The sequence below is a fragment of the Roseomonas sp. WA12 genome, from assembly GCF_054165765.1.
In genome coordinates, this window is the sequence record NZ_CM135108.1 from 4068715 (window position 1) to 4091429 (window position 22715).

Sequence of the window (22715 nt, forward strand, 5' to 3'; positions counted from 1 at the left end):
ATTTAGGGGGGTGGCCTTCACGGGCCGCCTTTTTTCGTTTTTGAGCGACGACCTTCCTCAGCACGAGGGCCTTGAGGCCCGTATCGCCGCCGCCATCGCGCCGGCGCTGGCCCAGATGGGCTATGAGATCGTGCGCGTGCAGATCCAGGGCAAGGAACGGCCGACCGTCCAGGTCATGGCCGACCGCGCCGATGGCAGCCTTATCAACGTCAAGGACTGCGAGGCGATCAGCCACGCCGTCGGCGCCGTGCTCGACGTGGACGATCCCTTCCCGGGTCTCTGGAACCTTGAGGTGTCGTCGGCCGGCATCGATCGCCCGCTGACCCGCACCAAGGACTGGGTGCGCTACGCCAGCCAGGTCGCGACGGTGGAGATGAACGTCCCGTATGAGGGACGCCGGCGCTACCGCGGCCGCATCCTGTCCGCGGACGAGAACGAGGTCCGCCTGAAGCTGGACGAGGGCGCCGAGATCACCCTGCCGCGCAGCAACATCCGCCGCGCCAAGCTGGTGCTGACCGATGAGCTGATCGCGGCCACCGCCCAGCCCGAACCTGAAGACGCCGATGGCGAGCCGGCCCCCAAGAAGGCCCCCCGCCGCTGGCGTCCCCCGTCTGAGAGGAACTGAACCATGGCCGTGGACGTCGCAATCGCCCGCCCCGAGCTTCTCCAGGTCGCGGATGCCGTGGCCCGCGAGAAGATGATCGAGCGCGAAGAGGTGCTCGAGGCGATGGAGCAGGCCATGTCCAAGGCCGGCCGTGCCAAGTACGGCCAGGAGAAGGACATCCGCGCCACCATCGACCGCAAGAACGGCGAGGTCCGGCTCTCTCGCTGGACCGAGGTGGTGGAGGCCGAGCCGGTCGAGAACGAGGAGAACCAGATCCCCGTTCGCATCGCGGTCAAGATCAAGCCCGGCATCACCGTCGGCGAGTTCATCGTCGATCCCCTGCCGCCGATCGATTTCGGCCGCATCGCCGCCCAGACCGCCAAGCAGGTGATCGTGCAGCGCGTGCGCGAGGTGGAGCGCAAGAAGCAGTTCGACGAGTACAAGGATCGCGTCGGCGAGATCATCAACGGCGTCGTCAAGCGCACCGAGTACGGCAACCTCATGGTCGATCTCGGCCGTGCCGAGGCCCTGCTGCGCCGCGACGAGACCATCCCGCGCGAGGCCTTCCGCAACGGCGACCGCGTGCGCGCCTACATCTACGACGTGCGTGAGGAGCAGCGCGGGCCGCAGATCTTCCTCTCCCGCACGCATCCCGGCTTCCTGGCCAAGCTCTTCGCCCAGGAAGTGCCGGAGATCTATGACGGCATCATCGAGATCAAGGCGGTCGCCCGCGACCCCGGCAGCCGCGCCAAGATGGCCGTGATCTCGCGTGACAGCAGCATTGATCCTGTCGGTGCCTGCGTCGGCATGCGCGGCTCGCGCGTGCAGGCGGTCGTGGCCGAGCTGCAGGGCGAGAAGATCGACATCATTCCCTGGTCGCAGGACACGCCGACCTTCATCGTGAACTCCCTCGCCCCCGCCGAGGTGACGAAGGTGGTGCTCGATGACGAGGGCCGTCGCGTCGAGGTGGTGGTGCCGGACGATCAGCTGTCGCTCGCCATCGGCCGCCGCGGCCAGAATGTTCGCCTCGCCTCGCAGCTCACCCGCTACGACGTGGACATCCTGACTGAGGCCGAGGAGAGCGAGCGCCGCCAAGCCGATTACAACAAGCGCACCGGCCTCTTTGTCGAGGGGCTGGACGTGGACGACGTGATCGCCGGCCTGCTGGTGACCGAGGGCTTCACCTCGCTCGAGGAGATCATCGAGATCGAGGACGAGGAGCTCGCCGAGATCGAGGGCTTCGACGAGAACGTCGCCGCCGAGCTAAAGCGCCGCGCCCAGGCCAGCCTGGAGCGCCGCGACGCCGAGCTGGACGAGAAGCGCCGCGAGATGGGCGTGGACGACAAGGTCGGCGAGACCGGCGGCTTCACCCCCGCGATGATGGTCTCCCTCGGCGAGAAGGGCGTGAAGACGCTCGACGACCTGGGAGATCTGGCCGCCGACGAGCTGATCGAGATCCTCGGCGAGGACAGCGTCGACGAGGAAACCGCCAACGCCATCATCATGGCCGCGCGCCAGCGCGCCGGCTGGTTCGGCGAGGAGGAGAAGGCCGCGGCCGAGGCCGCCGCCCAGGCCGCCTTCGACGAGGCGGCCGCTGCCGAGGGCGCCGAGTCCGAGGGCGAGGCGGAAGCTGAGGGCGAGTCGGACGAGGACGGCACCGAGGCGGAGTCCGAGGGCGAGGCCCCGGCCGATGCCGAGCCGGCCGCCGAGGACGGCGAGGAGAACGGCAACGCCCGCGCCTGATCCCCAAGCCCCCCTTCATGTACCTGGGGAAACGGAGGCCGGCACCCCCGGCCTCCCCGATTCACCCCGGGAGACCCCAGGTCTCCCGGACCCCGAGGAGAAGGGCCCGCTTCGCCGCTGCGTGGCGACGCGGGAGTCCCTGCCGAAGGAGGCAATGATCCGCTTCGTGCTCGGCCCGGACCGCGTCCTGGTGCCGGACCTCTCCGGGCGCATGCCCGGGCGGGGAATGTGGTTGAGCGCGCGCGGCGATGTGCTAGAACGCGCCCTGACCCGTGGCGCCTTCATGAAGGCCGCCCGCGGCCCGGTTCACCCCATCCCCGAGCTTCGTGAAACGATCCTCGACGGACTCCGGCGGCGCATCCGGGACCAGGTGGGCCTCGCGCGACGTGCGGGGCAGGCCGTGGTGGGCTTCCAGCAGGCGCGCGAATGGCTGCAAAACGGCCGCGCCGCCCTGCTGGTCGAGGCGTCGGATGGAAGCGCCCCGGAGCGGGCGAGGCTGGTCGGGAGCCATGGTGTTCCCATCGTCTCGGTGCTCGGGGCCGCGGAGCTTGGTGCGGTGTTCGGTCGGGATCACGCGGTGCATGTGGCGGTGGCGTCGGGCCGTCTGGCTCAGGGCATCCTGGCCGAGGCCGGGCGCCTCGCCGGCATGCTGCGCACGGATCCGGCCGCAAGCGATGCGCCGGGTGCAGGCAGGCGGGGCAGGGGGCAAGGACGCCAGGGTTCTGGCAACAGGGGTCCTGGCACCTCCGGCTCCGCATCGCCACATCAGGCGGACAGGGTGCGCCCGGGAACGGGTGGCCAGGCAGCGGCACCCCGCGCGGGCGCCGAGGAGCGGGCGCCCCGAAAGGGCGCCGACGGCAAGGCTCCCCATCGGGGTGCCGGCAGCAAGGTGCCCCGCCAGGGCGCCGACAACGAGGCGCCCCGCCGGGGCGCTGCGCCCGTTCAGGGCGCTGACAAGGAGCCGCCCCACCGGGGCGACGGCCCGACGTCCCCCCGGGGCGGCAGGCAGGGAACGCGCCCTCGGCGCGGAGGGGAGCCGGCCGTGCCAGTGACGCAAGAGCGATGAGCCGCTAGTCGGCCGGATGGCGACGGGGTCAGGGGGGATCAGTCCTCTCGGAGCCCCATGGGACCGTGCCCCTGGCGCGGCCCGAGGGATGCGTGCCCCTGAAGGCGCGAAAAGAATGGTGGCCGCACGGAATGTCGCGCGGCCGGCGCCATGGGGAACCCCCCGGCGCCTTGGAGATCGGTGTGGCTGACAGCAAGGTTGATGAGGGCTCGGGCAATGTCTCGGGCGCGGGCGGACGGATGAGCGACGAGAACGGACAGGATCAGGGCAAGGGGCGGCTCTCGCTGCGCCCCGGTGGACGCATGGAGCTCGGTAAGACCGAGCAGGCTGGCAGCGTGCGCCAGTCCTTCTCCCATGGCCGCAGCAAGACCGTGCAGGTCGAGGTGGTAAAGAAGCGGGCCGGCGGCCCCGGCGGCGCGCCCTCGGCGCCCAGCGTCGGCGCCGCGGCCCCGCGCCCGGCCGGTCCGCAGGCCGGCGGCCCGGCCCGTGCCGGTGGCCCGCCGCGCGCGGGTGGCCCGCGCGCCAGCGGCCCCGCCCCGGCGGCCCCCGGTCGTCCCCTCACCCAGGGCGAGCAGGCCAACCGCCTGCGCGTGCTGGAGGAGATGCGCCGGCAGGAGGCCGAGCGGCAGCGCCAGGAGCGCGAGCAGCAGGCCCTGATGGTGCGCTCCGCCGCCGAAGAGGCCGCGCGCCGCGCCGAGGATGAGCGCCGGAATGCCGAGGAGGCCGCCGAGCGCGCCGCCGAGGCCCGCCGCCAGGCTGCCGAGGATGCGCGCCGCGCCGCCGAGGAGGCCCGCCACGCGCCGGAGCCCGAGGAGGCCCCGCAGCCCGCGGCGCCGCGCCCCGTGGCCCCAGTGGCCGCGCGCCCGGCCGCACCGGCCGAGGAGGCGCCCCGCGCCGCGCCGCCGCCGCGCGCTCCCTATCAGGATCGTGGTGCCCCCGCGGATCGTGGTTCGGATCGCCCCGGCTACGGCGCGCGCGACGATCGCGGCGGTGACCGCGCCGGCTACGCCCCGCGCCCGGCCGGTGGCCCCGGTGGTGATCGTGGCTACGCGCCGCGTCCCGCCGGCCCCGGCGGTGACCGTGGCGGTTACGCCCCGCGCCCGGCCAGTGGCCCGGGCGGTGATCGTGGCTACGCGCCGCGTCCCGCCGGCCCCGGTGGTGATCGTGGCGGTGACCGCGGCGGCTACGCCCCGCGTCCGGCCGGTGGCCCGGGTGGTGATCGCGGCTACGCGCCGCGTCCCGCCGGCCCCGGTGGCGATCGCGGCGGTGACCGCGGCGGCTACGCCCCGCGTCCGGCCGGCGGTGGTGCGGGTGGCTACGGTGCCCCGCGCGCCGGTGGCCCGGGCGGCTTCGGTGGTGGCGCTGGCGCTCCGCTGGCGGCCCGTCGCCCCGGCCCCGTGCCGAGCAGCATCCCCGCCGGTGGCGGTGGTGCCGGCAAGCTCTCGCTCCGTCCGCGCGCGCCGGGCGATGCCCCGGTTCCGGGCATGGAGGATGAGGGCCGTCGCCTGCCGCCGCGCCGCCTCGGCGGTCCGCCGCCGGCGGCTGCCCGCAAGCCCGTCGCGGCCCCTGCCAAGAAGGGCATGAACCCGGCCGACCGGAAGCGCGAAGGCCGGATCGACGTCCAGGCCGCCATCGAGGGTGATGACGACCGCGGCCGCAGCCTCGCCTCCGTCCGCCGCGCCCGTGAGCGCGAGCGGCGCCAGGCGGAGCTTGCCCGCCTTCGCTCGGGCCAGGAGCGCGTCGTTCGCGACGTGATCATCCCCGATCTCATCACGGTGCAGGACCTCGCCAACCGTATGGCGGCCCGCGCCGGCGAGGTGGTGAAGGCGCTGTTCCGCATGGGCGTGATGGCCACCATCACCCAGTCGATCGACGCCGACACGGCGGAGCTGGTGGCGACCGAGTTCGGTCACCGCGTGCGCCGCGTCTCGGAAGCCGATGTGGAACAGGGTCTCGAGGGTGAGGTGGATGCCGAGGCGGAGCTGGAGCCCCGCCCGCCTGTCGTGACGATCATGGGCCATGTCGACCACGGCAAGACCAGCCTGCTGGACGCGCTGCGGAAGACGGACGTGGCGGGCCGCGAGGCGGGTGGCATCACCCAGCACATCGGCGCCTACATGATCCAGATCCCGACGGGCGACCGCGTGACCTTCATCGACACCCCGGGCCACGAGGCCTTCACGGCCATGCGCGCCCGCGGTGCCTCGGTGACGGACATGGTGGTGCTGGTGGTGGCTGCCGATGACGGCGTGATGCCGCAGACGATCGAGGCCATCCGCCACGCCCGCGCGGCGCAGGTGCCGATGATCGTGGCGGTCAACAAGATCGACAAGCCCGGCGTGAACCTTGACCGCGTGCGGCAGGAACTCCTGCAGCACGAGGTGGTGGTGGAAAGCCTCGGCGGCGACGTGCAGGAGATCCAGGTCTCTGCGCTGAAGGGCACCAACCTCGACAAGCTGCTGGAGGCGATCACCCTGCAGGCCGAGATCCTGGACCTGAAGGCCAACCCGAACCGGGCGGCCGAGGGCACCGTGATCGAGAGCAAGCTCGACAAGGGCCGTGGCCCGGTGGCCACCGTGCTCGTGCAGAAGGGCACGCTCAACACCGGCGACATCGTCGTCGCCGGCGCCGAGTGGGGCCGCATCCGCGCGATCATCGACGACATGGGCATCCCGCTCACGGGTGCCGAGCCGTCGGAGCCGGTGGAGATCCTCGGCCTGTCCGGCGTGCCGGGCGCGGGTGAGACCTTCGTGGCCGTCGAGGACGAGACCCGGGCGCGCGAGATCACCGAGTTCCGTCAGCGCAAGGCGCGGGAGAAGCAGACGGCCGCCGTCAGCGCCGCCCGCGGCACGCTGAACGACATGCTGGCCCGCATCCAGGCGGGTGAGCAGAAGGAGGTGGCGGTCGTCGTCAAGGCGGACGTGCAGGGCTCCTCGGAGGCGCTCGGCGTCACCCTGGGCAAGCTCTCGCGCGAAGAGGTCAAGGTGCGGGTGCTGCACTCGGCGGTCGGCCAGATCACCGAGAGCGACATCCAGCTCGCCAAGGCGTCGAACGCCGTGGTCATCGCCTTCAACGTGCGTGCGACGACGCAGGCGCGTGAGATGGCGAACCGCGACGGGGTCGAGATCCGCTACTACTCGATCATCTACGAGGTGGCCGACGACATCGAGAAGCTGGTCCGCGGCAAGCTCGCCCCGATCCAGCGCGAGAAGTTCCTGGGCTACGCGCAGATCCTGCAGGTGTTCGAGGTCAAGCGCCTCGGCAACATCGCCGGTTGCCGCGTGACCGAGGGCGTGGTGAAGCGCGGCTCGGGCGTCCGCCTGCTCCGCGACGGCGTGGTCATCCACACCGGCACCCTCTCCACGCTGCGCCGCTTCAAGGACGATGTCCGCGAGGTCGCCAACGGCTACGAGTGCGGTATGTCCTTCTACAACTACAACGACATCCGCGTCGGCGATCAGATCGAGTGCTACGAGACGGAGACGGTGGCGGCGGTCTGATCCGCCCCCTTCTTCTCCCGGTTTGACGATGCCGCCGCGCCCGGTTCATCCGCGGCGCGGCGGCTGCTTTTCAGGGCTCTTTCCATGCCAAAGCACTCTTCAGCGACCAACGCTCCCTCCCAGCGCATGCTCCGCGTGGCCGAGGAAGTGCGACACGCGCTCTCCGCCCTTCTCGCGCGCGGTGACGTGCGGGACCCCGATCTCGCCGATGCGCGCGTGACGGTGACCGAGGTGCGCGCCTCGCCCGACCTCCGGCACATGACCGTCTTCGTCTCCCGCCTTGGTCAGACCGCGGACAAGGCGCTGCTTCGGCTGCTGAAGGACAACCAGCCCGAGCTGCGCCGCTTGGTGGCCCGCAGCGTTCGCCTGAAGTTCGCCCCGGAGCTGCACTTCCAGGCCGACACCGCGCTCGAGCACGCGATGCATATCGACGCGCTGATGCGCCAGCCCGCCGTGGCGCGCGACCTGCTGCTCTCCGGCGACAGCCCCGGCCCCGAGGACGGGCTGGCCGCCAGCCCGGACGCTGACCCGGATGCCGGGCCTGGCGAGGATGACGGGGACGAGGCCGAGAAGGACCGCCACGCGCCGTGACCAACGCTCCCCAGCCGCCCGAGATGGCCCCGATGATCCGGACCATCGCCATGCCCGGTGATACCAACCCGGCCGGCGACATCTTCGGCGGCTGGCTCATGGCGCAGATGGATCTCGCGGCCGGCAACGCCGCCTCCCGCCGCGCCCGCGGCCGCTGCGCGACCGTGGCCGTGGAGGCGATGACCTTCCACCGCCCCGTGCATGTGGGCGACGAGGTCAGCCTCTATGCCCGCATCCTCTCGGTGGGCCGCACCTCCATCCGCATCCAGGTCGAGGCTTGGCGGCGGGAACGCCATTCGGACCTGCGCGAGCGGGTGACAGAAGCCGCCTTCACCTTCGTCTCGCTCGACGACGCAGGACGGCCGCGGCCAGTACCGGCCGAGGGAAGCTAGTTGGGGCTGGCGCTCTACGTCCTCATCAAGGACGCCCCCTTCTGGCTGCCGACCTTCCTCGCCTGGTACTTCATCCTGCGCGGCGGCCCGCGCGCTCGGCGCCTGGCCTCCCTGCTCTGGATTCCTGCCCTGCTCCTGAGCTTCATGGGGCCGCTGGCAGCGTGGCGGGAGCCGGGCGACGTCGTCATCATGGTCCTTGTCGCCATCGTGCTCGGCGGCCTGACAGGATTCTGGCAGGGGCGCCTGCATCGGCGCTGACACGGGGATGACAGGGGGCGAACCATGGCGGCCCTCCCCCGTTCCTACCGCATGGACACGCCGCCTCGCATCGCCTGGGTCTGCCAATGGCTCGACCCCTCCCTCTCCGTGAAGGAGCAGGCCGCGCTGAACCTGCGCGACACCACCGTCACCTACCTGCAGAAGATGGAGCCCGCTGCCGCGATCGAGAAGCTGATCGGCCTCGTCCGCATCAATGGCGAGACGCTGCTGACCCAGATCGCCCGCACCGCCCGCCTACCCCCGGGCCAGCGCGCCATGCGGATGGTGAGCAACGTGCTGCCCTCCTACAGCCACCCCGCCATCCGCCCGCTCTACGATGACCCCGCGCTGCGCCGGATCGTGGAGACCAGCCTGAAGCCGGCCGGCGAGGCGGCGCTGCGGGGCGGCGTGCGGCTCTCGATGCATCCCGGCCAGTACACCGTGCTCTCCACCGAGCGCCCGGGTACGCGCGCCGCCGCGGTGGCCGATATCGAGTACCACACCGACGTCATGCGCTATCTCGGCCATGCCGGCGGCTGGCACCCGCATGGCGCACACATCAACGTCCATGCCGGCGGCCGCCCGGCGGGGATCGAGGGCTTCCGCGAGGGCTTCCGGATGCTCTCCGAGGATGCGCGCAACCTGCTGACGGTGGAGAACGAGGAGACCGCCTACGGCCTCGACGACCTGCTACCGCTGGCCGAGGACCTTCCCATCGTGCTGGACCTGCACCACCACTGGGTGGTCACCGGCGAGTATCTCGAGCCGGATGATCCCCGGATCGCGCCCATCAAGGCCTCCTGGCGCGGCGTGCGCCCGGTGATCCATATCAGCGCGCCCAAGCACGACCTGGTGGCAGGGCAGGACCCCGACGTGCTGCCCGACCGCGTCGCGCTGATCGCCGCGGGCATCTCCGCCCGCGATCTCCGCGCGCATTCGGCGCGGCTGTGGAACCGGCCCCATGCCGAATGGGCCGCGCGACACCTGGCCTGGGCCGATATCGAGGTGGAGGCGAAGGAGAAGAACCTGGCCACCGAAGACTTCGCGCGGGTGTGCTTCCCGGTGCCGGTAGAGGCCTGAGGCCCACCCAGGGGGCGCTGCCCCCTGGACCCCCACTAGGGCCTGAGGCTCCTGGACCCAGCATCGGGCTGCCACGGCGCCCGCTTGCAGGCGGGGTTTCTCTTCGGCCTTCTTCCTCTGCAGTCACTTCGGCTCATGGAGCCGAGGCCCCGTCAGCCTGGTGACTCCAAGGCAAAGAAGAGGATTGTGAGGGGTCGGGGAGAGGAAAAACTCCTTCGTCCTCTCCCCGGGACACCCTGCCGTTAGCCCTCCGGAAAGACGTCCTGCGTCACAATCACCCCCGGCCTTCCAGGACGGAGGGCGTTGGGGGATGCGCGCGATGCAGCAGGTGAGCAGGCCGATCGCCTTTGTGCTGGCGGGCACGGACCACGGTTCGATGATCGTCAACCGCAACGACTACCGGATGGTGGACGGCGCACGCGGCTACGGCGTCGGTTTCCAGCTTCTCAATACCTCCTCCTTCGACGGGCAGGAGGTGGATTTCGTGAAGGCGATGCTTCGCTTCCGCCGGCATCATTTCGGCCCGGGCGTGGTGGCCATGGATTGCGGCGCGAATATCGGCGTCCACACCGTGGAATGGGCCCGCATGATGCATGACTGGGGCCGCGTGATCGCCTTCGAGGCGCAGGAGAAGATCTTCTACGCGCTGGCCGGCAACATCGCGCTGAACAACTGCCTCAACGTGCAGGCCCGCTGGGCCGCGGTGGGCGCAACGACGGGCAGCATCACCGTGCCGGCCCCCGACTACCACCGCCCCGCCAGCTTCGGCAGCCTTGAGCTGCGGCGACGGGATGGCACCGAGTTCATCGGCCAGGCAGTCGATTACGCGGATGGCGTGGATACCGCGGTGGTGCCGATCGACGCCTTCGAACTGTCCCGCCTCGACCTCATCAAGATCGATGTCGAGGGGATGGAGATCGAGGTGCTGGAGGGCGCGGCGGAGACGCTGCGGCGCTGCCGGCCGCAGCTGGTGGTGGAGGTTATCAAGACCGACCGCGACGCGCTGGGCCGCATCCTGGCGGGTCATGGCTACCGGTTGTACCCGATGGGCATCAACCTGCTGGCCATCCACGAATCCGATCCCACGATCGGGCACATCACCCATGAGGACGGGGTGCTGCAGCTGCGGGGCTGACGGGCCGGTGCGCCGCGCGACCCGCGGAGCGCACCCTCGCCCGCGTGCCATCCGCGTCATGCCCGTGCTGTCCCCCCTGGGCGCCGCGCCGCCCGTGGTGCTAGACGCCCGCCCTCCGGTCCGTCCGTCGGTCCGGAATTCGATGACCGCGTTCGCGCTGGTCCGGAACAGGGGGCGGCCGCGCATGGCAGGGCAGAACGGGCATCGGGGGCGGCAGAACCGCAAGCCCAAGGGCAAGCCGATGGATGGCTGGCTCATCGTGGACAAGCCCACGGGCATGGGCTCCACCGATGTGGTCACCAAGCTCAAGCGCGCCTTCGATGCGCAGAAGGTGGGCCATGGTGGCACGCTGGACCCGCTGGCCACCGGCATCCTGCCCATTGCCTTCGGCGCGGCCACCAAGGCCGTGCCCTACGTGATGGACAGCACGAAGATCTACCGCTTCACGCTGAAGATGGGCGACGAGCGGGATTCCGACGACGCGGACGGCAAGACCATCGCCACCTCCGAATACCGTCCGACGAACGCGCAGCTGGAAGCCGCGCTTCCGGCCTTCCGCGGCGATATCATGCAGGTGCCGCCCATCTATTCCGCCATCAAGATCGGTGGCGAGCGCGCCTATGACCTCGCGCGCGAGGGCCAGGTGGTGGAGCTGCAGGCGCGGCCGGCGCGGGTGGACCAGTTCGAGCTGGTGGAGCGCGTCGACGACGACACCGCCATTTTCCACGTGCAGAGCGGGAAGGGCGTGTACATGCGCTCGCTGGCGCGGGATCTCGCGCGCGCCGCGGGCACGGTGGGGCACATCGCGGCGCTGCGACGGCTGCGCGTCGGGCCCTTCCGGGAGGAGCACGCGATTCCACTGGACTCGCTGATCGTTACGGGGGATACCCCGCCCCCTTCGCCGGCGCTTCTGTTGCCGGTGACGACCGCGCTGGACGACATCCCGGCCCTGGCCGTCACCGAAGCCGAAGCCGCCCGCCTGTCATTCGGCCAGGAATTGTCCCTGGTCGAGTTCATGGGCCGGGTTCCGCAGGCGGCCAACCCCGATGGGGGCTTGGTCCGCGTGCTGTCGGGGGAGCGCCTGATGGGATTGTGCCGGTTGGGGGAGGGGCTTCTCCGCCCCGAACGCTGGCTCGCCCGCGGCGATCGCTGAACCCCCTTTCTTAGGATACCACGATGTCGATGATCTCCCCTGAGCGCCGCCAGGCGCTCATCAAGGAATACGCGACCGCCCCCGGCGACACCGGTTCGCCCGAGGTGCAGATCGCCCTGCTCTCCGAGCGCATCACCTCGCTCACCGAGCACATGAAGGCCCACCCGAAGGACTTCCACTCCCGGCGCGGCCTTCTCGTGCTTGTCGGCCAGCGCCGCGGCCTGCTCGACTACACCAAGCGCAAGAGCCAGCAGCGCTACGAGACGCTGATCGGGCGCCTCGGCCTCCGTCGCTGACAGGCCACGGGGAGGGCCGGGCCCTCTCCGCCACGCCGTGACCACCCTCGGGGGAGGGGAGCGAGAGCTCCTCTCCCCCGAGGTCGTTCCGGGGCTCTCTGTGGCCTGCGGCACGCGTCCTCACCCTTCGCCGCAATTCCGCCCCGCAAGTTGAGGAAAACTCCGGTGACGCGCGCCGCGCGCCGCCCTAGAAAGCGACCGCCCCCGAGCCGGGGTTCCAGATCCAAGGACGATCCAGTGACCAAGACGATCCTCAAGGCTGTGCTGTTGCCGTCGCTGGCGCTGATGGCCGCCTGCACCACGCCGCCCGCCGCCGCCCCCGCCGTTTCCCCGCTGCCCGAGGAGGCCTTCCGCCCGGCCTGCGAGCAGCGCTTCCCCGGCGCCACGCCCTTCGCCATCTCGAAGTGCATGTATGAGGAGCTGGACAAGTCCCGCGGCGTGACCCCGGCCAGCGCCACCCCGGCGCCCGAGCCCGAGCGCCCGGCGGCCACCACGCGCTCCAACAGCACGAGCCGCCGCCGCGCTCGCTGAGCCCGGCCCCATCGAGCCGATCGCCGGCCCGTTCTCCGTAAGGAGGACGGGCCGGTTCCGTTTCGGGCCGCGCTCCTATGCCTCCGTCCGGTGCAGGCTCCTACGGGCGAGGGCATCGAGCCGTGCGGAGGACGGTGGCGCAGATCGGCTTCTGCTGGCACCGGGGAGAGGAAGAAGGAATTCTTCCTCTCCCCGGACCCCTCTCCATCATCTTCTTCTATCAGGTGGGGATACTCGGCTGGCGGTGCGCCCCGGGTCGAAAACCCGGGGCGACTGACAGGGCGGATCGATCCGCGGCAGCCCGATGAGGGGCCAGGGGCCTCAGACCCTTGGCGGGTGAGGTCCGGAGAGGGCAGAGCCCTCTTCAGGGCCATCGCGATCATGCACCAGCCGCCCCGCGACATAGGTGGCCCGCACCGCTCGTTCGTCCCCGAGCGCCGTGAGGGCAAAGAGGGTGTCAGCCGGGTCGCGTCCCTCGGTCCTCAGCGCGAGGGCAGGGGTCGCGCGCGGGTCCAGCACGACGAGATCCGCTTCCATCCCCGGCGCGATCGTGCCGATGCGGTCCTCAAGTCGCAGGGCCTCGGCGCCGCCCGTGGTGGCGAGCCAGAGGGCCTGGGCGGGGTGCAACCGGGCGCCGCGCAGGCGGGCGACCTTGTAGGCATCGCCCAGGGTGCGGAGCGTGGAGAGGCCGGTGCCGGCGCCCACATCGCTGCCCAGGCCGACACGCAGCGCGGCATCCTTTGCTTCGTGCAGCCGGAACAGCCCGCTGCCGAGAAACAGGTTGGAACTGGGGCAGTGCGCCACGCCGCAGCCGGTGTGGTGCAGAGTGGAGAGATCGCTCTCCGTCACATGCACTGCATGCCCCATCACGGCGCGCGGGCCCGTCAGCCCGGCCCTGGCATAGACATCGAGATAGGAGGCGGCGCCGGGGAACAGCTCGCGCACCCATGCGATTTCGGCCTCGGTCTCGCAGAGATGGGTCTGCATGAGGGTGCCGGGATTGTCGCACCACAGCCGGCCGGCGGCCCGCAGCGCGGCGTCGGTGCAGGCGGGGGCGAAGCGGGGGGTGATGGCGTAGAGCAGGCGGCCGCGGCCGTGCCAGCGGTTGATCAGGCGCTGGGTGGCGGGGATGCCATGATCGGTGCCGTCCAGCAGCGCGGAAGGGGCGTTGCGGTCCATCAGCACCTTGCCGGCGACGATGCGCAGGCCAAGCCGCTCCGCCTCGGCGAAGATCGCGTCAGCGGAGTGCTCGTGCACCGTTCCGTAGATGCAGGCGGTGGTGGTGCCGGCGCGCAGCATCTCCCGCAGGAACAGCCGGGCGATGCGAGCGGCATGCGCCGCATCCGCGAAGCGCGCCTCGGTTGGGTAGGTGTAGCGCGTCAGCCAGTCGAGCAGGGTCTCGCCGAAGGCGCCGGTCATCTCGAGCTGCGGGTAGTGGACATGGGTGTCGATGAAGCCCGCGGTGATAAGGCCCTCGGGGTGGTGGTGCACGGGCATATCGCCGGGGTGGCGGGAGCGTTCGGTGGCGTGATCGCCGAAACCGGTGATGAGGCCGTCCTGCATCACCACCAGCGCGTCGGGCCAGTGGACCAGGGCGGTGTCGGCATCGCCTGCGAAAGGATCGTGGCGGAAGGTGAGGGCGGGGCCGCGAAGGGCGAGGGGATCGCTGGTCACGCGCGCCTCCGGACACTGGGGGACCATCATGGCATCCCGCACGTTCGGGTGAAGGGTGCTTGCGGCGGGCCCGCGAGCGTGGCCCATTCCGGCGAAACCAGGGTGTACGCGCCATGCAACGTCGACAGATCCTGCCGCTCCTCGCGGCCCCGGCCCTCATTACCCGCGCCTCGGCCCAGGGGACGCCTCAGGGGCGGCCGATCACCCTCGTCGTGCCCTATGCGGCCGGCGGCGGCACCGACATCGTGGCGCGGGAGCTGGCGCCGATCCTGATGGAGGTGCTGGGCCAGAATGTCATCGTGGAGAACCGTGGCGGTGCCGCCGGGCATGTGGGCGCTGTCTCCGTCTCCCGCGCGCGGCCGGACGGGACGACGCTGCTCTTCGCGGTCTCCACCAACATCGTGGTGAACCCGCATCTGCAGCGGAACGACCGCATCAACCTCTCCACCGCGCTTGCGCCGGTGACCAAGGCCAGCTCCTACCAGTACGTGCTGGTGATCGACCCGAAGGTGCAGGCCAACACGCTGCAGGAGCTGATCGCGGCCGGGAAGCGGCCGAATGCCGGCTTCACCTTCTCCTCCGGTGGCGTCGGCTCGAACAACCACCTGGCGGGCATCCTGTTCAGCGAGGCGTCCGGGGTGGAGATGGAGCATATCTCCTATCGCGGCACGGCGCCGGCGCTGCAGGACGTGGTGGCCGGGCGGGTGACGATGAACTTCTCCTCACCGCCGCCGGCCGTGCCGCTGGCGAAGGATGGCCGCCTGCGCGCGATCGCGGTGACGGGCGACCACCGCCTGCCCTCTTTGCCCGACGTGCCGACGCTGTCGGAGGCCGGGCTTCCGGGGATCGTCATCCTCGGCTGGCACGGCATCTTCGCCCCGGCCGGCGTGCCGGAGGCGGAGATGAACCGGTTGGAGGCCGCGGCCAACCGCGCCATCCGCGACCCGCGCTTCGCCCGCAGCCTGGAGAGGGACGGGCTGGAGGTGGCGGCCGCCCAGCCGCGCGCGGGCTTCGCGACGGCGATCCGCGAGGAATACGAGTTCTGGGGCAAGAAGGTGCGGGAGTTGGATCTGAAGGCGGAGTAGCGGCGTGCTGTCCGGCCGGGTGGGGTTACACCCGGCCTGGCCGCGGCAGCTCACTGCTATTTTATGCGAATTCGGAATGATTACTGGATATGTATCAAAACAGGCAGGAAAGAAGAGGAGGCTGAACAAATCCTCCCTGTACTGGACTGTTTCTCGCCTCGGATACGTTTCGTGTGACCTAGAGCACTAACCGGAGTCACGTCGAAAACAACGGGCTGGACTTCCTGTTTTCGTTTCGATCACGCTTCTTCCTGCCTTTCCGGGGAAACAAGGAAGAAGTCATGGCGGAACGTCACGCGCGGCCGGTCTACCTCGTGGTCAACCGGCATGAGCTCCGAGGGGACGTGACGCGTTCCTTCACCAGGGCGGAGGAGGAGAGCGCCTTCCGCTTCTCGGAGATGGTCACGCGCGGCGCGCCCGTGCAGAGCGATGGTCTCCTGCGGCTGCTCGCCACTCGCATGACATCCGGGCAGCAGGCGAACGGCCCGGTTCCGGCCGGCTTCACCTATCTCGGCCAGTTCATCGACCACGACCTGACGCGAGACCCGAGCAAGCTGAGCGGCGGCACGCCGACGGGCATCCCCACCGTGCAGGAACGCAGCCCGGCGCTCGACCTCGACAGCGTCTACGGCAAGGGTCCGGAGGACGCGGACAGCCGGCGTTTCTACGAGGCGGATGGCATCCGCCTGCGCCTCGGCACCACGCAGGCCTCCGGCCCGCCGCCCGTGGCGGACAAGCCGCTGCCGGGCTTCGATCTGCCGCGGATGGGGGCGCTGGCGACGGAGGTGCTGCAGACCCGCCTCGCCAACATCCCGGACCGACGCAACGACGAGAACCTGGCGGTGGCGCAGATCCACCTTGCCTTCATGCGCTTCCACAACGCGATCGCGGCCCGCCATCCCGGCCGCAGCTTCAGGGAGATCCGGCGCGAGGTGGTGCTGCACTACCAGTGGATGGTCCTGCACGACTTCCTGCCCCGCATCGTCGCGCAATCCGTGCTGGACGACGTGCTGCACAACGGGCGGAAGGTGTTCGAGGTCGGCTCCGGGGATCCGCCGACCATGCCGATCGAGTTCTCCGTCGCCGCCTACCGGCTCGGCCATTCGATGATCCGCGCCGGCTATGACTGGAACGTCTTCTTCCATAACCGTGCGGATGCGCTGGCCCCGGGCTCGCTCGAGAACCTGTTCCGCTTCTCCGGCACCAGCGGCAATCTCTCGCCCTTTGCCAGCGGCAGCCCGCCGCCGCCGGATCCCGCGGCGACGCCGAGCGACATCAACAAGCCCACGGATGGGGATTTCGACCAGCTGCCCAGCAACTGGGTGGCCGATTTTACTCGCCTCTTCGACTTCGCAACCGATGCGGGCGACCCCTCCCTGGCACCGCAGGCACCCGGGAGGCTGAACTTCGCGCATCGGATCGACACCCGCCTCACCGATCCGCTGGCGGAGCTGCCGCTCGGTTCCTTCGGCGGGCGCGGAGGCCCCACGGCCGACCCGTTGGAGCTCAACCTCGCCTTCCGGAACCTGCTGCGCGGGCGGCAGGTGAAGCTGGCCACCGCGCAGGAGGTGGCCACGCATTTCAGCCGCCTCGGCGCTGCAACGCCGACCCTCACCTCCCAGCAGATTCTCGGCCCCGGCGATGGCGGCATCGACCTGACCGACCTAAGCGGCGATCTGCTGCAGGAGGTGACGACCGAGACCCCGCTCTGGTTCTACGTGCTGCGGGAGGCAGAGACGCACGGGGGCAAGCTCGGGCCGATCGGCGGCCGCATCGTCGCCGAGACCTTCCACCGCGCGATCGAGGGCAGCAACGTTTCGCTGTTGAAGAACCGGGGCTGGAGGCCGGAGGCCGGCCGCCATCCCGGCGGGTTCGGGATGGTGGACCTGTTAATGACCGCCTACGACCAAAGCAGGGACGAACTGCGCCCACTCTCTCCGACGGCAACGACGTAGCCGGCGCGGGGAACGGCTCCGGGCGGCAAGGTCGCCCGGACCCTTGCCGGAGAGATGCGGGAGCTGGACCTGAAGGTGGGGCAACTTGAGCCCGGGGAGGGGGCCGGGAGCGGGCGCTCCGACCTCCGCTAGTCGGCCGGGGCCGGGCTCGCCCCAGGTGCCCCGTCGCGGTCGGGCACGACGTGCTCGAGCATCCGCGCGCACCACGGCGCCAGCCAGAGGAAGGCGAGCGCCCCGATCACGTTGAAGGCGACATGGGCATTGGCGATCTGCTGCGGCGTCTCGCCGGTGCTCCAGCGGGCGAGAGCAGCCAGCGGCTGGATGAGGGCAACGCCGACCGCGACCGTGACGATGTTGAACACCAGGTGGAAGATCCCCGCCCGCACCGCGGCCCGTGAGCGGCCGATGGTGGCCATCAGCGTGTCCGAGCAGGTGCCGATCTCGGCGCCGAGCATCATGGCGAGCCCTGTCGGCAAGTCCACGATGCCCTGGCCTGCGAGCGTGATGATCACGCCCAAGGTCGCCGAGGAGGACTGGATGATGAGGGTGAACACCGCCCCGATCAGCACGCCCCGCAGCGGCGTCTCGGTGGCGCGCAGCCATTCGGTGATGCCGGGATGCTCCTTCAGCGGCTCCACCGCCTCACCAAGGATGTGCAGGCCGAACAGCACGAGGCCGAGGCCGGAAATCACGCGCCCCCAGCCCGTCAGGTGCTCCGACTTCGAGAAGGCGCGGATGAGCAGGCCGATGGCGAGCATCACGGGCGCGTACTCGTCCACGCCGAGGGCGAAAACCTGCGAGGAGATGGTGGTGCCGATATTGCTGCCGAGGATCACCGGCAGGGTCTGCGCGAAGCCGATCGCCCCGGAATCCACCAGCCCGATGATGAGGATGATGGTAACGGAGGAGCTGTCGAGGATGGTGGTCGCGGCGATGCCGGTGCCCAGGCCGCGGATCGGGCCGTTGGTGGCGTGGTGCAGCAGCCGCTTCACGCGGTCGCCGGCCGCGACCTTCAGCCCCTCGGCCAGTTCCGACACGCCGAGAAGGAAGAGCGCGAGGCCGCCGAGGCAGCCCATGGCCATCTCCACCCAGTCCAGCTTCGGCCCCTGCCCGTCCTGCGCGAGCGCAGTGCCGGCGGTGAGGAGGAAGAGGAGCGCGAAGGCGGCGATCCAGCGAATGGGCGCGATCGGGGGCATCGGTTCTCTCGCTGCGAGTGGCGAGAGGGGAACGCGGGCCGGGGAGGGGGGCCTCCGCCTGTCACGGAAGCTTCTCCCCCGAAATGAAAAGGGGGCCTCGCGGCCCCCAGTTCAATCTCGGGCCTGGATCAGGCCGTTCAGGCGGCGGCTTTGATCGCCGCCTTCTTCACGTCCTCGCTCACCGCGCCCGCGAAGGTCTCGAAGTTCGCCTCGAAGCGGGACTGCAGGTCGCGGGCCGTCTTGTCGTAGGCGGCCTTGTCGGCCCAGCTGTCGCGCGGGTTCAGCACCTCGGCGGGGATACCTTCCAGGGCCTTGGGAATGGCCAGGCCGAAGAAGGGCTCCTGCACGAACTCGCCCTTGGCGAGGCTGCCGTCGAGCGCGGCGCGGAGCAGGGCGCGGGTGTGCCTGATGCTCATGCGCTGGCCGGTGCCGTAGGAGCCGCCGGTCCAGCCCGTGTTCACCAGCCACACCTGGGCGCCGTCACGCTCGATGAGCTCGGCGAGCATCTTGCCGTACACCTCGGGGTGACGCGGCAGGAAGGGCGCGCCGAAGCAGGTGGAGAAGGTGGCCTGCGGCTCCTTGCCCAGGCCCTTTTCCGTGCCCGCCACCTTCGCGGTGTAGCCGGACATGAAGTGGTACATGGCCTGCGCCGGCGTCAGCTTGGCGATCGGCGGCAGCACGCCGAAGGCATCGGCCGTCAACATCACCACGTTCTTCGGCAGGCCCGCCTGGCCACCCGGCTGCGTGTTCGGGATGAACTCGATCGGGTAGCAGGAGCGCGTGTTCTCGGTCAGCGAGCCGTTATCGAGGTCAAGATTGCCGCGCTCGTCGCCCACCACGTTCTCCAGCACGGCGCCGAAGCGGTGGGAGGCGTTCCAGATCTGCGGCTCGGCCTCCTGGCTGAGCTTGATGACCTTGGCGTAGCAGCCACCCTCAAAGTTGAAGACGCCGGTCTTCGTCCAGCCGTGCTCGTCATCGCCGATCAGCGCGCGCTCGGGGTCGGAGGACAGCGTGGTCTTGCCGGTGCCGGACAGGCCGAAGAACAGCGCCGTATCGCCGCCCTTGCCGACATTGGCGGAGCAATGCATCGGCAGCACGCCCTTGGCGGGCAGCAGCCAGTTCATCACCGTGAAGATGCTCTTCTTGATCTCGCCGGCGTAGCTGGTGCCGGCGATGGCGATGATCTTCTTGGCGAAGGACAGCGCGATCAGCGTGGTGGAGTTCGGGCGGCCGCCATGCTCGGCCTTCGCCTCCATCTCCGGCGCGTGGAGGATGACGAAGTCCGGCTCGAAGCCGGCAAGGTCCTCCACCGGGGGGCGGATGAACATGTTGCGGGCGAACATCGCGTGCCACGCATTGGTGGTCACCAGCCGCACCTTGATGCGGTGCGCAGGATCAGCGCCGGCATAGAGGTCCTGGGTGAAGAGCTCAGGCTGCGCGCCAAGGAAGGCGCGGACATCGGAGGTGAAGGACTCGAACTTCGCGGGATCGAGCTTCTGGTTCACCTTGCCCCACCAGATCTCCTTGGTGACCTCGGGGTCGTCGGCGACGAACTTGTCGGCGACGGAGCGGCCGGTATGCACGCCGGTGATGGCCATGAATGCACCATCGGCGGAGAGACGGCCCTCGTTGCGGCGCAGGGCGTGCGTGGTCAGGCCGGGGGCGGTCAGGTTCGGATAGACCGTCTTCGGGGCGGACACGCCGGTGCCGGAGAGGGCGCGGGCATGGGTAGTATCAGTCATTTGTTAAGCTGGTGCCTCCGGCTGACCGGTCCCGCTCGATAGGGAACCGCTTTGTACATGGACGCTTTTGGCCCGTGCGGAGAGCAAGATTAAGGCGTTCCCGCGAGGACCACAAAAAATAACCGGATGGTTACTTAACTTTGGCCGTTTGGGCGCCTGCTGCGGGGCTCATCCGACGCTCGTCAATCTGTCTCATCCCCGGCATGATGTTCAAAAATTGGGGAGTTCGTCCATGATTCCATTCACACGCCGTGCGTCCCTCGTCGCCGCAGCCCTGCTTCCCTTTGCAGCGCGCGCCTCCCTGCCAGACCGGCCGCTCCGCCTCGTCCTCGGATTCCCGCCAGGCAGCGGGCCGGACCTGGTCGCGCGCCTCCTTGCGGAAGGGCTGAAGGAGGGGGTGCCGGCGGGGGTGGTGGTGGACAACAAGCCCGGCGCCGCCGGCGCGATCGCGGCGCAGGAAGTGGCGCGGGCCGCGCCCGACGGCGCCACGTTGCTGCTCGGCGAAGTCGGGCAGCTTGCCATGGCGCCCAGCACCTATGCCCGCCTGCCCTACGACCCCGCGCGCGACTTCGCGCCCATCGCCGAGGTGGCGGCCGCAGACTTCGCCTTCGTCATTCCCGGCGCGACTCAGGCGGATGGCTTTGCCAACTGGCTGAACTGGGCGCGAGCGCAGCCCTCGCTCTTCATGGGCACCTTCGGCGCCGGCACGCCCGGCCATTTCGGCGCGGCTATCCTCGCCGCTAGCGCGGGGCTGCGGATGGAGGCGGTGCATTTCCGCTCCACCGGGGATGCCATGACGGCGGTGCTGAACGGCAACGTGCAGGGCATGTTCGGCACCGTCGCCCTCGTCGCGCCGCAGGTGCGGGACGGGCGGATCCGCGCGCTGGCCGTCACCGGACCGGAGCGCTCGCCGCTGCTGCCCGCCGTGCCCACGGTCGCCGAACTGGCGCAGCCGGACCTCGCCTTCAGCGCCTGGTTCGGCGTCGTCGCCCCGGCCGCCACGCCGGCGCCGGTGCGTACGGCGCTCGAAGGCGCAATCCTGGCCGCGCTGCGGGCGCCGGCGTTGCGGGCACGGATGCAGGAGGCCGGGTTCCGCGTGGCCGGGAACGGCCAGGCCGCATTCAGCACGCTGATGCGGCAGGAGACGGCGCGTTGGGCGGGAGTGGTGCGGGCGACAGGGTTCCGCGCCATCGAGTGAGGCTGGGCATGGCGCCGGAGGAACCTGTTCCTCCACCGAGACGAGTTGCCAATGCCGAACCCTGGCCTCTCTTGCGGGCCAGGGGACCGACACCCCCGATCAGTTGGATCGCATGCGGTCGCGATGCCACCGAGGGTGGCCCTGGTTGTACTCACCTTCTTCGACCCTCCGGTTTCGGCTGGTCTTGTCCGGCCCAGAACCTGGTCGAATTCGGCTCCAAGAATGAACTGCAGGGTATCCAGGGAGGGGTCGCGGCCATCAGCCCGATCGCCCGGCCTGGAAGCCATATAGAGTAAGCACTGAGCGGCCACATATTCGTGGCCGGCGCCTGCGAGCCGGAGGTGCAGGACGTTGCAGTCCTCCAAAAAAGCTCCAGGCACCGAGAGGCAGGCGACGGCGCTGGGGACCGGGCCGCGCCAAAGCGGAAAGATCGGGTTCAGGCATCCGCCGCGCGAGACCTGAGCCGGGATCGAATCGGCCCCTCGGGCAGGCCCGTGCGGGCGGAGGCTCAGACGGCAAAAATCCGCACCCGCACGGAATCCGGCTGCCGTTCGCCATAGCCGATGAACAGGCTGCGCCCGAGCCAGGCGTGATCGGGCGCGGCGGTCTCGAAGACCGGGCTGGTGCGGAAGTACACGCGCTCCGGCGGCACGGGTTCACCGCGCAGCAGGCGGGCCATGTCCTCCGGCGCGGAGTGGCGTAGGCCGCGGTTCACGACGTAGAGCATGGCGCCGTCGGTCAGCCGGATGGCGTAGCGCGCCTCGATCTCGGCGACTCCGTCGGGGCGGATGAGCTGGAAGTCGGCGCCGCCCGGCAGCACCTCGCCCTCGAGCCGTGGGCCAGTGAGACGGCCGCCGAGGATAGGGATCAGGCGGCGCTCGCCGAGCGGTGTGTGGCCGATGAGGATGGGCGCGGCGACGGCGACATCGACCTGGCCGATGAAGTCGGGAAGGGGAGTCACTCGGCCTCTCCCGGCGCGGGGGCCAGCTCGGCGCCGGCGAGCCGGTGCGCCCGGCCGAAGCCCAGCACCATCAGCGCCGAGCGCGGGGCGATGCGCCAGAGCGAGAAATCGCCGAAATCGGCATAGGGCGCCGCATAGGGATGGCGGGCGAGCCAGACGGCTTTCAGCGCCGCATCCTCCGCGCGCTCTGCCGTGCCGGAGACGCTGATGCGGGGCGTGGTCTGGGGATTCTCCTCTGCCGCGGTGCCCTGGAAGAGGAGGGAACAGCGGGGATCACGCAGAAGCTGGCGCGTGTGCTCGGACAGGGTGGAGAGGAAGAGCAGCGGCGCGCCGTCCGGTGCGATGGCGGGGGTGACCAGCGCCGTATGGGGATGACCCTCGCGGCCGAGCGTGGCCAGGGTGGCGGAGGCGGCCTCGCGCATCAGGAGGCGGGCTTCCAGCGCCAGCCCGGCGCGCCGGGCCGGTGCGGTGACCTCCGCGGTCGACTCCCCGCCTTCTTCTCCGGCCTCTCCCATAGGGGGCTCCGTCATGGCATCCTCTCGTCCCTTCGGGTGC

At 70.4% G+C, this 22715-nt stretch carries 20 protein-coding genes; 15 read left to right on the forward strand and 5 right to left on the reverse strand.

The features are described from left to right. Positions 1–10: 10 nt before the first annotated feature. From rimP to ACVBD7_RS19295, 12 genes are all read left to right on the forward strand, one after another. A complete protein-coding gene (rimP, locus tag ACVBD7_RS19240; protein ID WP_458094855.1) occupies positions 11–625 on the forward strand; it encodes a ribosome maturation factor RimP in 615 nt (204 codons plus the stop codon). A 3-nt stretch (positions 626–628) separates the two neighbouring features. Beyond that, positions 629–2347: a transcription termination factor NusA gene (gene nusA, locus ACVBD7_RS19245; RefSeq protein ID WP_458094856.1), complete on the forward strand. Its 1719-nt coding sequence runs from the start codon at positions 629–631 to the stop codon at positions 2345–2347. Further along, positions 2295–3413 carry an RNA-binding protein gene (locus ACVBD7_RS19250; RefSeq protein ID WP_458094857.1) on the forward strand — a complete coding sequence of 373 codons (1119 nt, stop codon included), beginning with the start codon at positions 2295–2297 and terminating at the stop codon, positions 3411–3413. The genes nusA and ACVBD7_RS19250 overlap by 53 nt, the downstream gene beginning before the upstream one ends. A gap of 239 nt (positions 3414–3652) precedes the next feature. Continuing rightward, on the forward strand, positions 3653–6913 hold the full coding sequence (gene infB / locus ACVBD7_RS19255; RefSeq protein ID WP_458097726.1) for a translation initiation factor IF-2: 3261 nt from the start codon (positions 3653–3655) through the stop codon (positions 6911–6913). A 126-nt stretch (positions 6914–7039) separates the two neighbouring features. After that, positions 7040–7504 carry a 30S ribosome-binding factor RbfA gene (rbfA, locus tag ACVBD7_RS19260; RefSeq protein ID WP_458097727.1) on the forward strand — a complete coding sequence of 155 codons (465 nt, stop codon included), beginning with the start codon at positions 7040–7042 and terminating at the stop codon, positions 7502–7504. Between the two features lie 23 nt (positions 7505–7527). After that, the gene (locus ACVBD7_RS19265; protein ID WP_458097728.1) at positions 7528–7896 is read left to right on the forward strand and encodes an acyl-CoA thioesterase; all 369 of its coding nucleotides are present in this window, start codon (positions 7528–7530) and stop codon (positions 7894–7896) included. Continuing rightward, positions 7897–8154 carry a hypothetical protein gene (locus ACVBD7_RS19270; protein WP_458094858.1) on the forward strand — a complete coding sequence of 86 codons (258 nt, stop codon included), beginning with the start codon at positions 7897–7899 and terminating at the stop codon, positions 8152–8154. Between the two features lie 24 nt (positions 8155–8178). Next, positions 8179–9234 carry a hypothetical protein gene (locus ACVBD7_RS19275; RefSeq protein ID WP_458094859.1) on the forward strand — a complete coding sequence of 352 codons (1056 nt, stop codon included), beginning with the start codon at positions 8179–8181 and terminating at the stop codon, positions 9232–9234. A gap of 319 nt (positions 9235–9553) precedes the next feature. Continuing rightward, positions 9554–10369 (forward strand): FkbM family methyltransferase, encoded by an 816-nt coding sequence (locus ACVBD7_RS19280; protein ID WP_458094860.1) that lies wholly within the window; start codon positions 9554–9556, stop codon positions 10367–10369. Between the two features lie 184 nt (positions 10370–10553). Continuing rightward, positions 10554–11522, forward strand: a complete 969-nt coding sequence (truB, locus tag ACVBD7_RS19285; protein ID WP_458097729.1) for a tRNA pseudouridine(55) synthase TruB — start codon at positions 10554–10556, stop codon at positions 11520–11522. 23 nt (positions 11523–11545) lie between these two features. After that, positions 11546–11818, forward strand: coding sequence for a 30S ribosomal protein S15 (rpsO, locus tag ACVBD7_RS19290; RefSeq protein WP_458094861.1), 273 nt, complete (start codon positions 11546–11548; stop codon positions 11816–11818). Between the two features lie 237 nt (positions 11819–12055). Then, on the forward strand, positions 12056–12349 hold the full coding sequence (locus ACVBD7_RS19295; RefSeq protein WP_458094862.1) for a hypothetical protein: 294 nt from the start codon (positions 12056–12058) through the stop codon (positions 12347–12349). A 321-nt stretch (positions 12350–12670) separates the two neighbouring features. Here ACVBD7_RS19295 and guaD read toward each other — a convergent pair whose 3' ends face one another. Further along, the gene (gene guaD / locus ACVBD7_RS19300; RefSeq protein WP_458094863.1) at positions 12671–14023 is read right to left on the reverse strand and encodes a guanine deaminase; all 1353 of its coding nucleotides are present in this window, start codon (positions 14021–14023) and stop codon (positions 12671–12673) included. 113 nt (positions 14024–14136) lie between these two features. Between guaD and ACVBD7_RS19305 the strand changes: the two genes are divergently transcribed. Continuing rightward, positions 14137–15108 carry a Bug family tripartite tricarboxylate transporter substrate binding protein gene (locus ACVBD7_RS19305; RefSeq protein ID WP_458094864.1) on the forward strand — a complete coding sequence of 324 codons (972 nt, stop codon included), beginning with the start codon at positions 14137–14139 and terminating at the stop codon, positions 15106–15108. 281 nt (positions 15109–15389) lie between these two features. Next, positions 15390–17063 carry a peroxidase family protein gene (locus ACVBD7_RS19310; protein WP_458094865.1) on the forward strand — a complete coding sequence of 558 codons (1674 nt, stop codon included), beginning with the start codon at positions 15390–15392 and terminating at the stop codon, positions 17061–17063. 128 nt (positions 17064–17191) lie between these two features. Here the strand turns inward: ACVBD7_RS19310 and ACVBD7_RS19315 are convergent, their stop codons facing one another. After that, on the reverse strand, positions 17192–18259 hold the full coding sequence (locus tag ACVBD7_RS19315) for a Na/Pi cotransporter family protein (RefSeq protein ID WP_458094866.1): 1068 nt from the start codon (positions 18257–18259) through the stop codon (positions 17192–17194). A gap of 137 nt (positions 18260–18396) precedes the next feature. After that, complete coding sequence (pckA, locus tag ACVBD7_RS19320) at positions 18397–20001, reverse strand: phosphoenolpyruvate carboxykinase (ATP) (RefSeq protein ID WP_458094867.1); 1605 nt, start codon at positions 19999–20001, stop codon at positions 18397–18399. 232 nt (positions 20002–20233) lie between these two features. On the opposite strand from pckA, the gene ACVBD7_RS19325 reads away from it, so the two are divergent. Beyond that, on the forward strand, positions 20234–21199 hold the full coding sequence (locus tag ACVBD7_RS19325; protein WP_458094868.1) for a Bug family tripartite tricarboxylate transporter substrate binding protein: 966 nt from the start codon (positions 20234–20236) through the stop codon (positions 21197–21199). A gap of 508 nt (positions 21200–21707) precedes the next feature. Here the strand turns inward: ACVBD7_RS19325 and ACVBD7_RS19330 are convergent. Beyond that, on the reverse strand, positions 21708–22160 hold the full coding sequence (locus ACVBD7_RS19330) for a DUF3237 domain-containing protein (RefSeq protein WP_458094869.1): 453 nt from the start codon (positions 22158–22160) through the stop codon (positions 21708–21710). Further along, positions 22157–22690 (reverse strand): HugZ family pyridoxamine 5'-phosphate oxidase, encoded by a 534-nt coding sequence (locus ACVBD7_RS19335; RefSeq protein ID WP_458094870.1) that lies wholly within the window; start codon positions 22688–22690, stop codon positions 22157–22159. The genes ACVBD7_RS19330 and ACVBD7_RS19335 overlap by 4 nt, the downstream gene beginning before the upstream one ends. Positions 22691–22715: the final 25 nt, after the last annotated feature.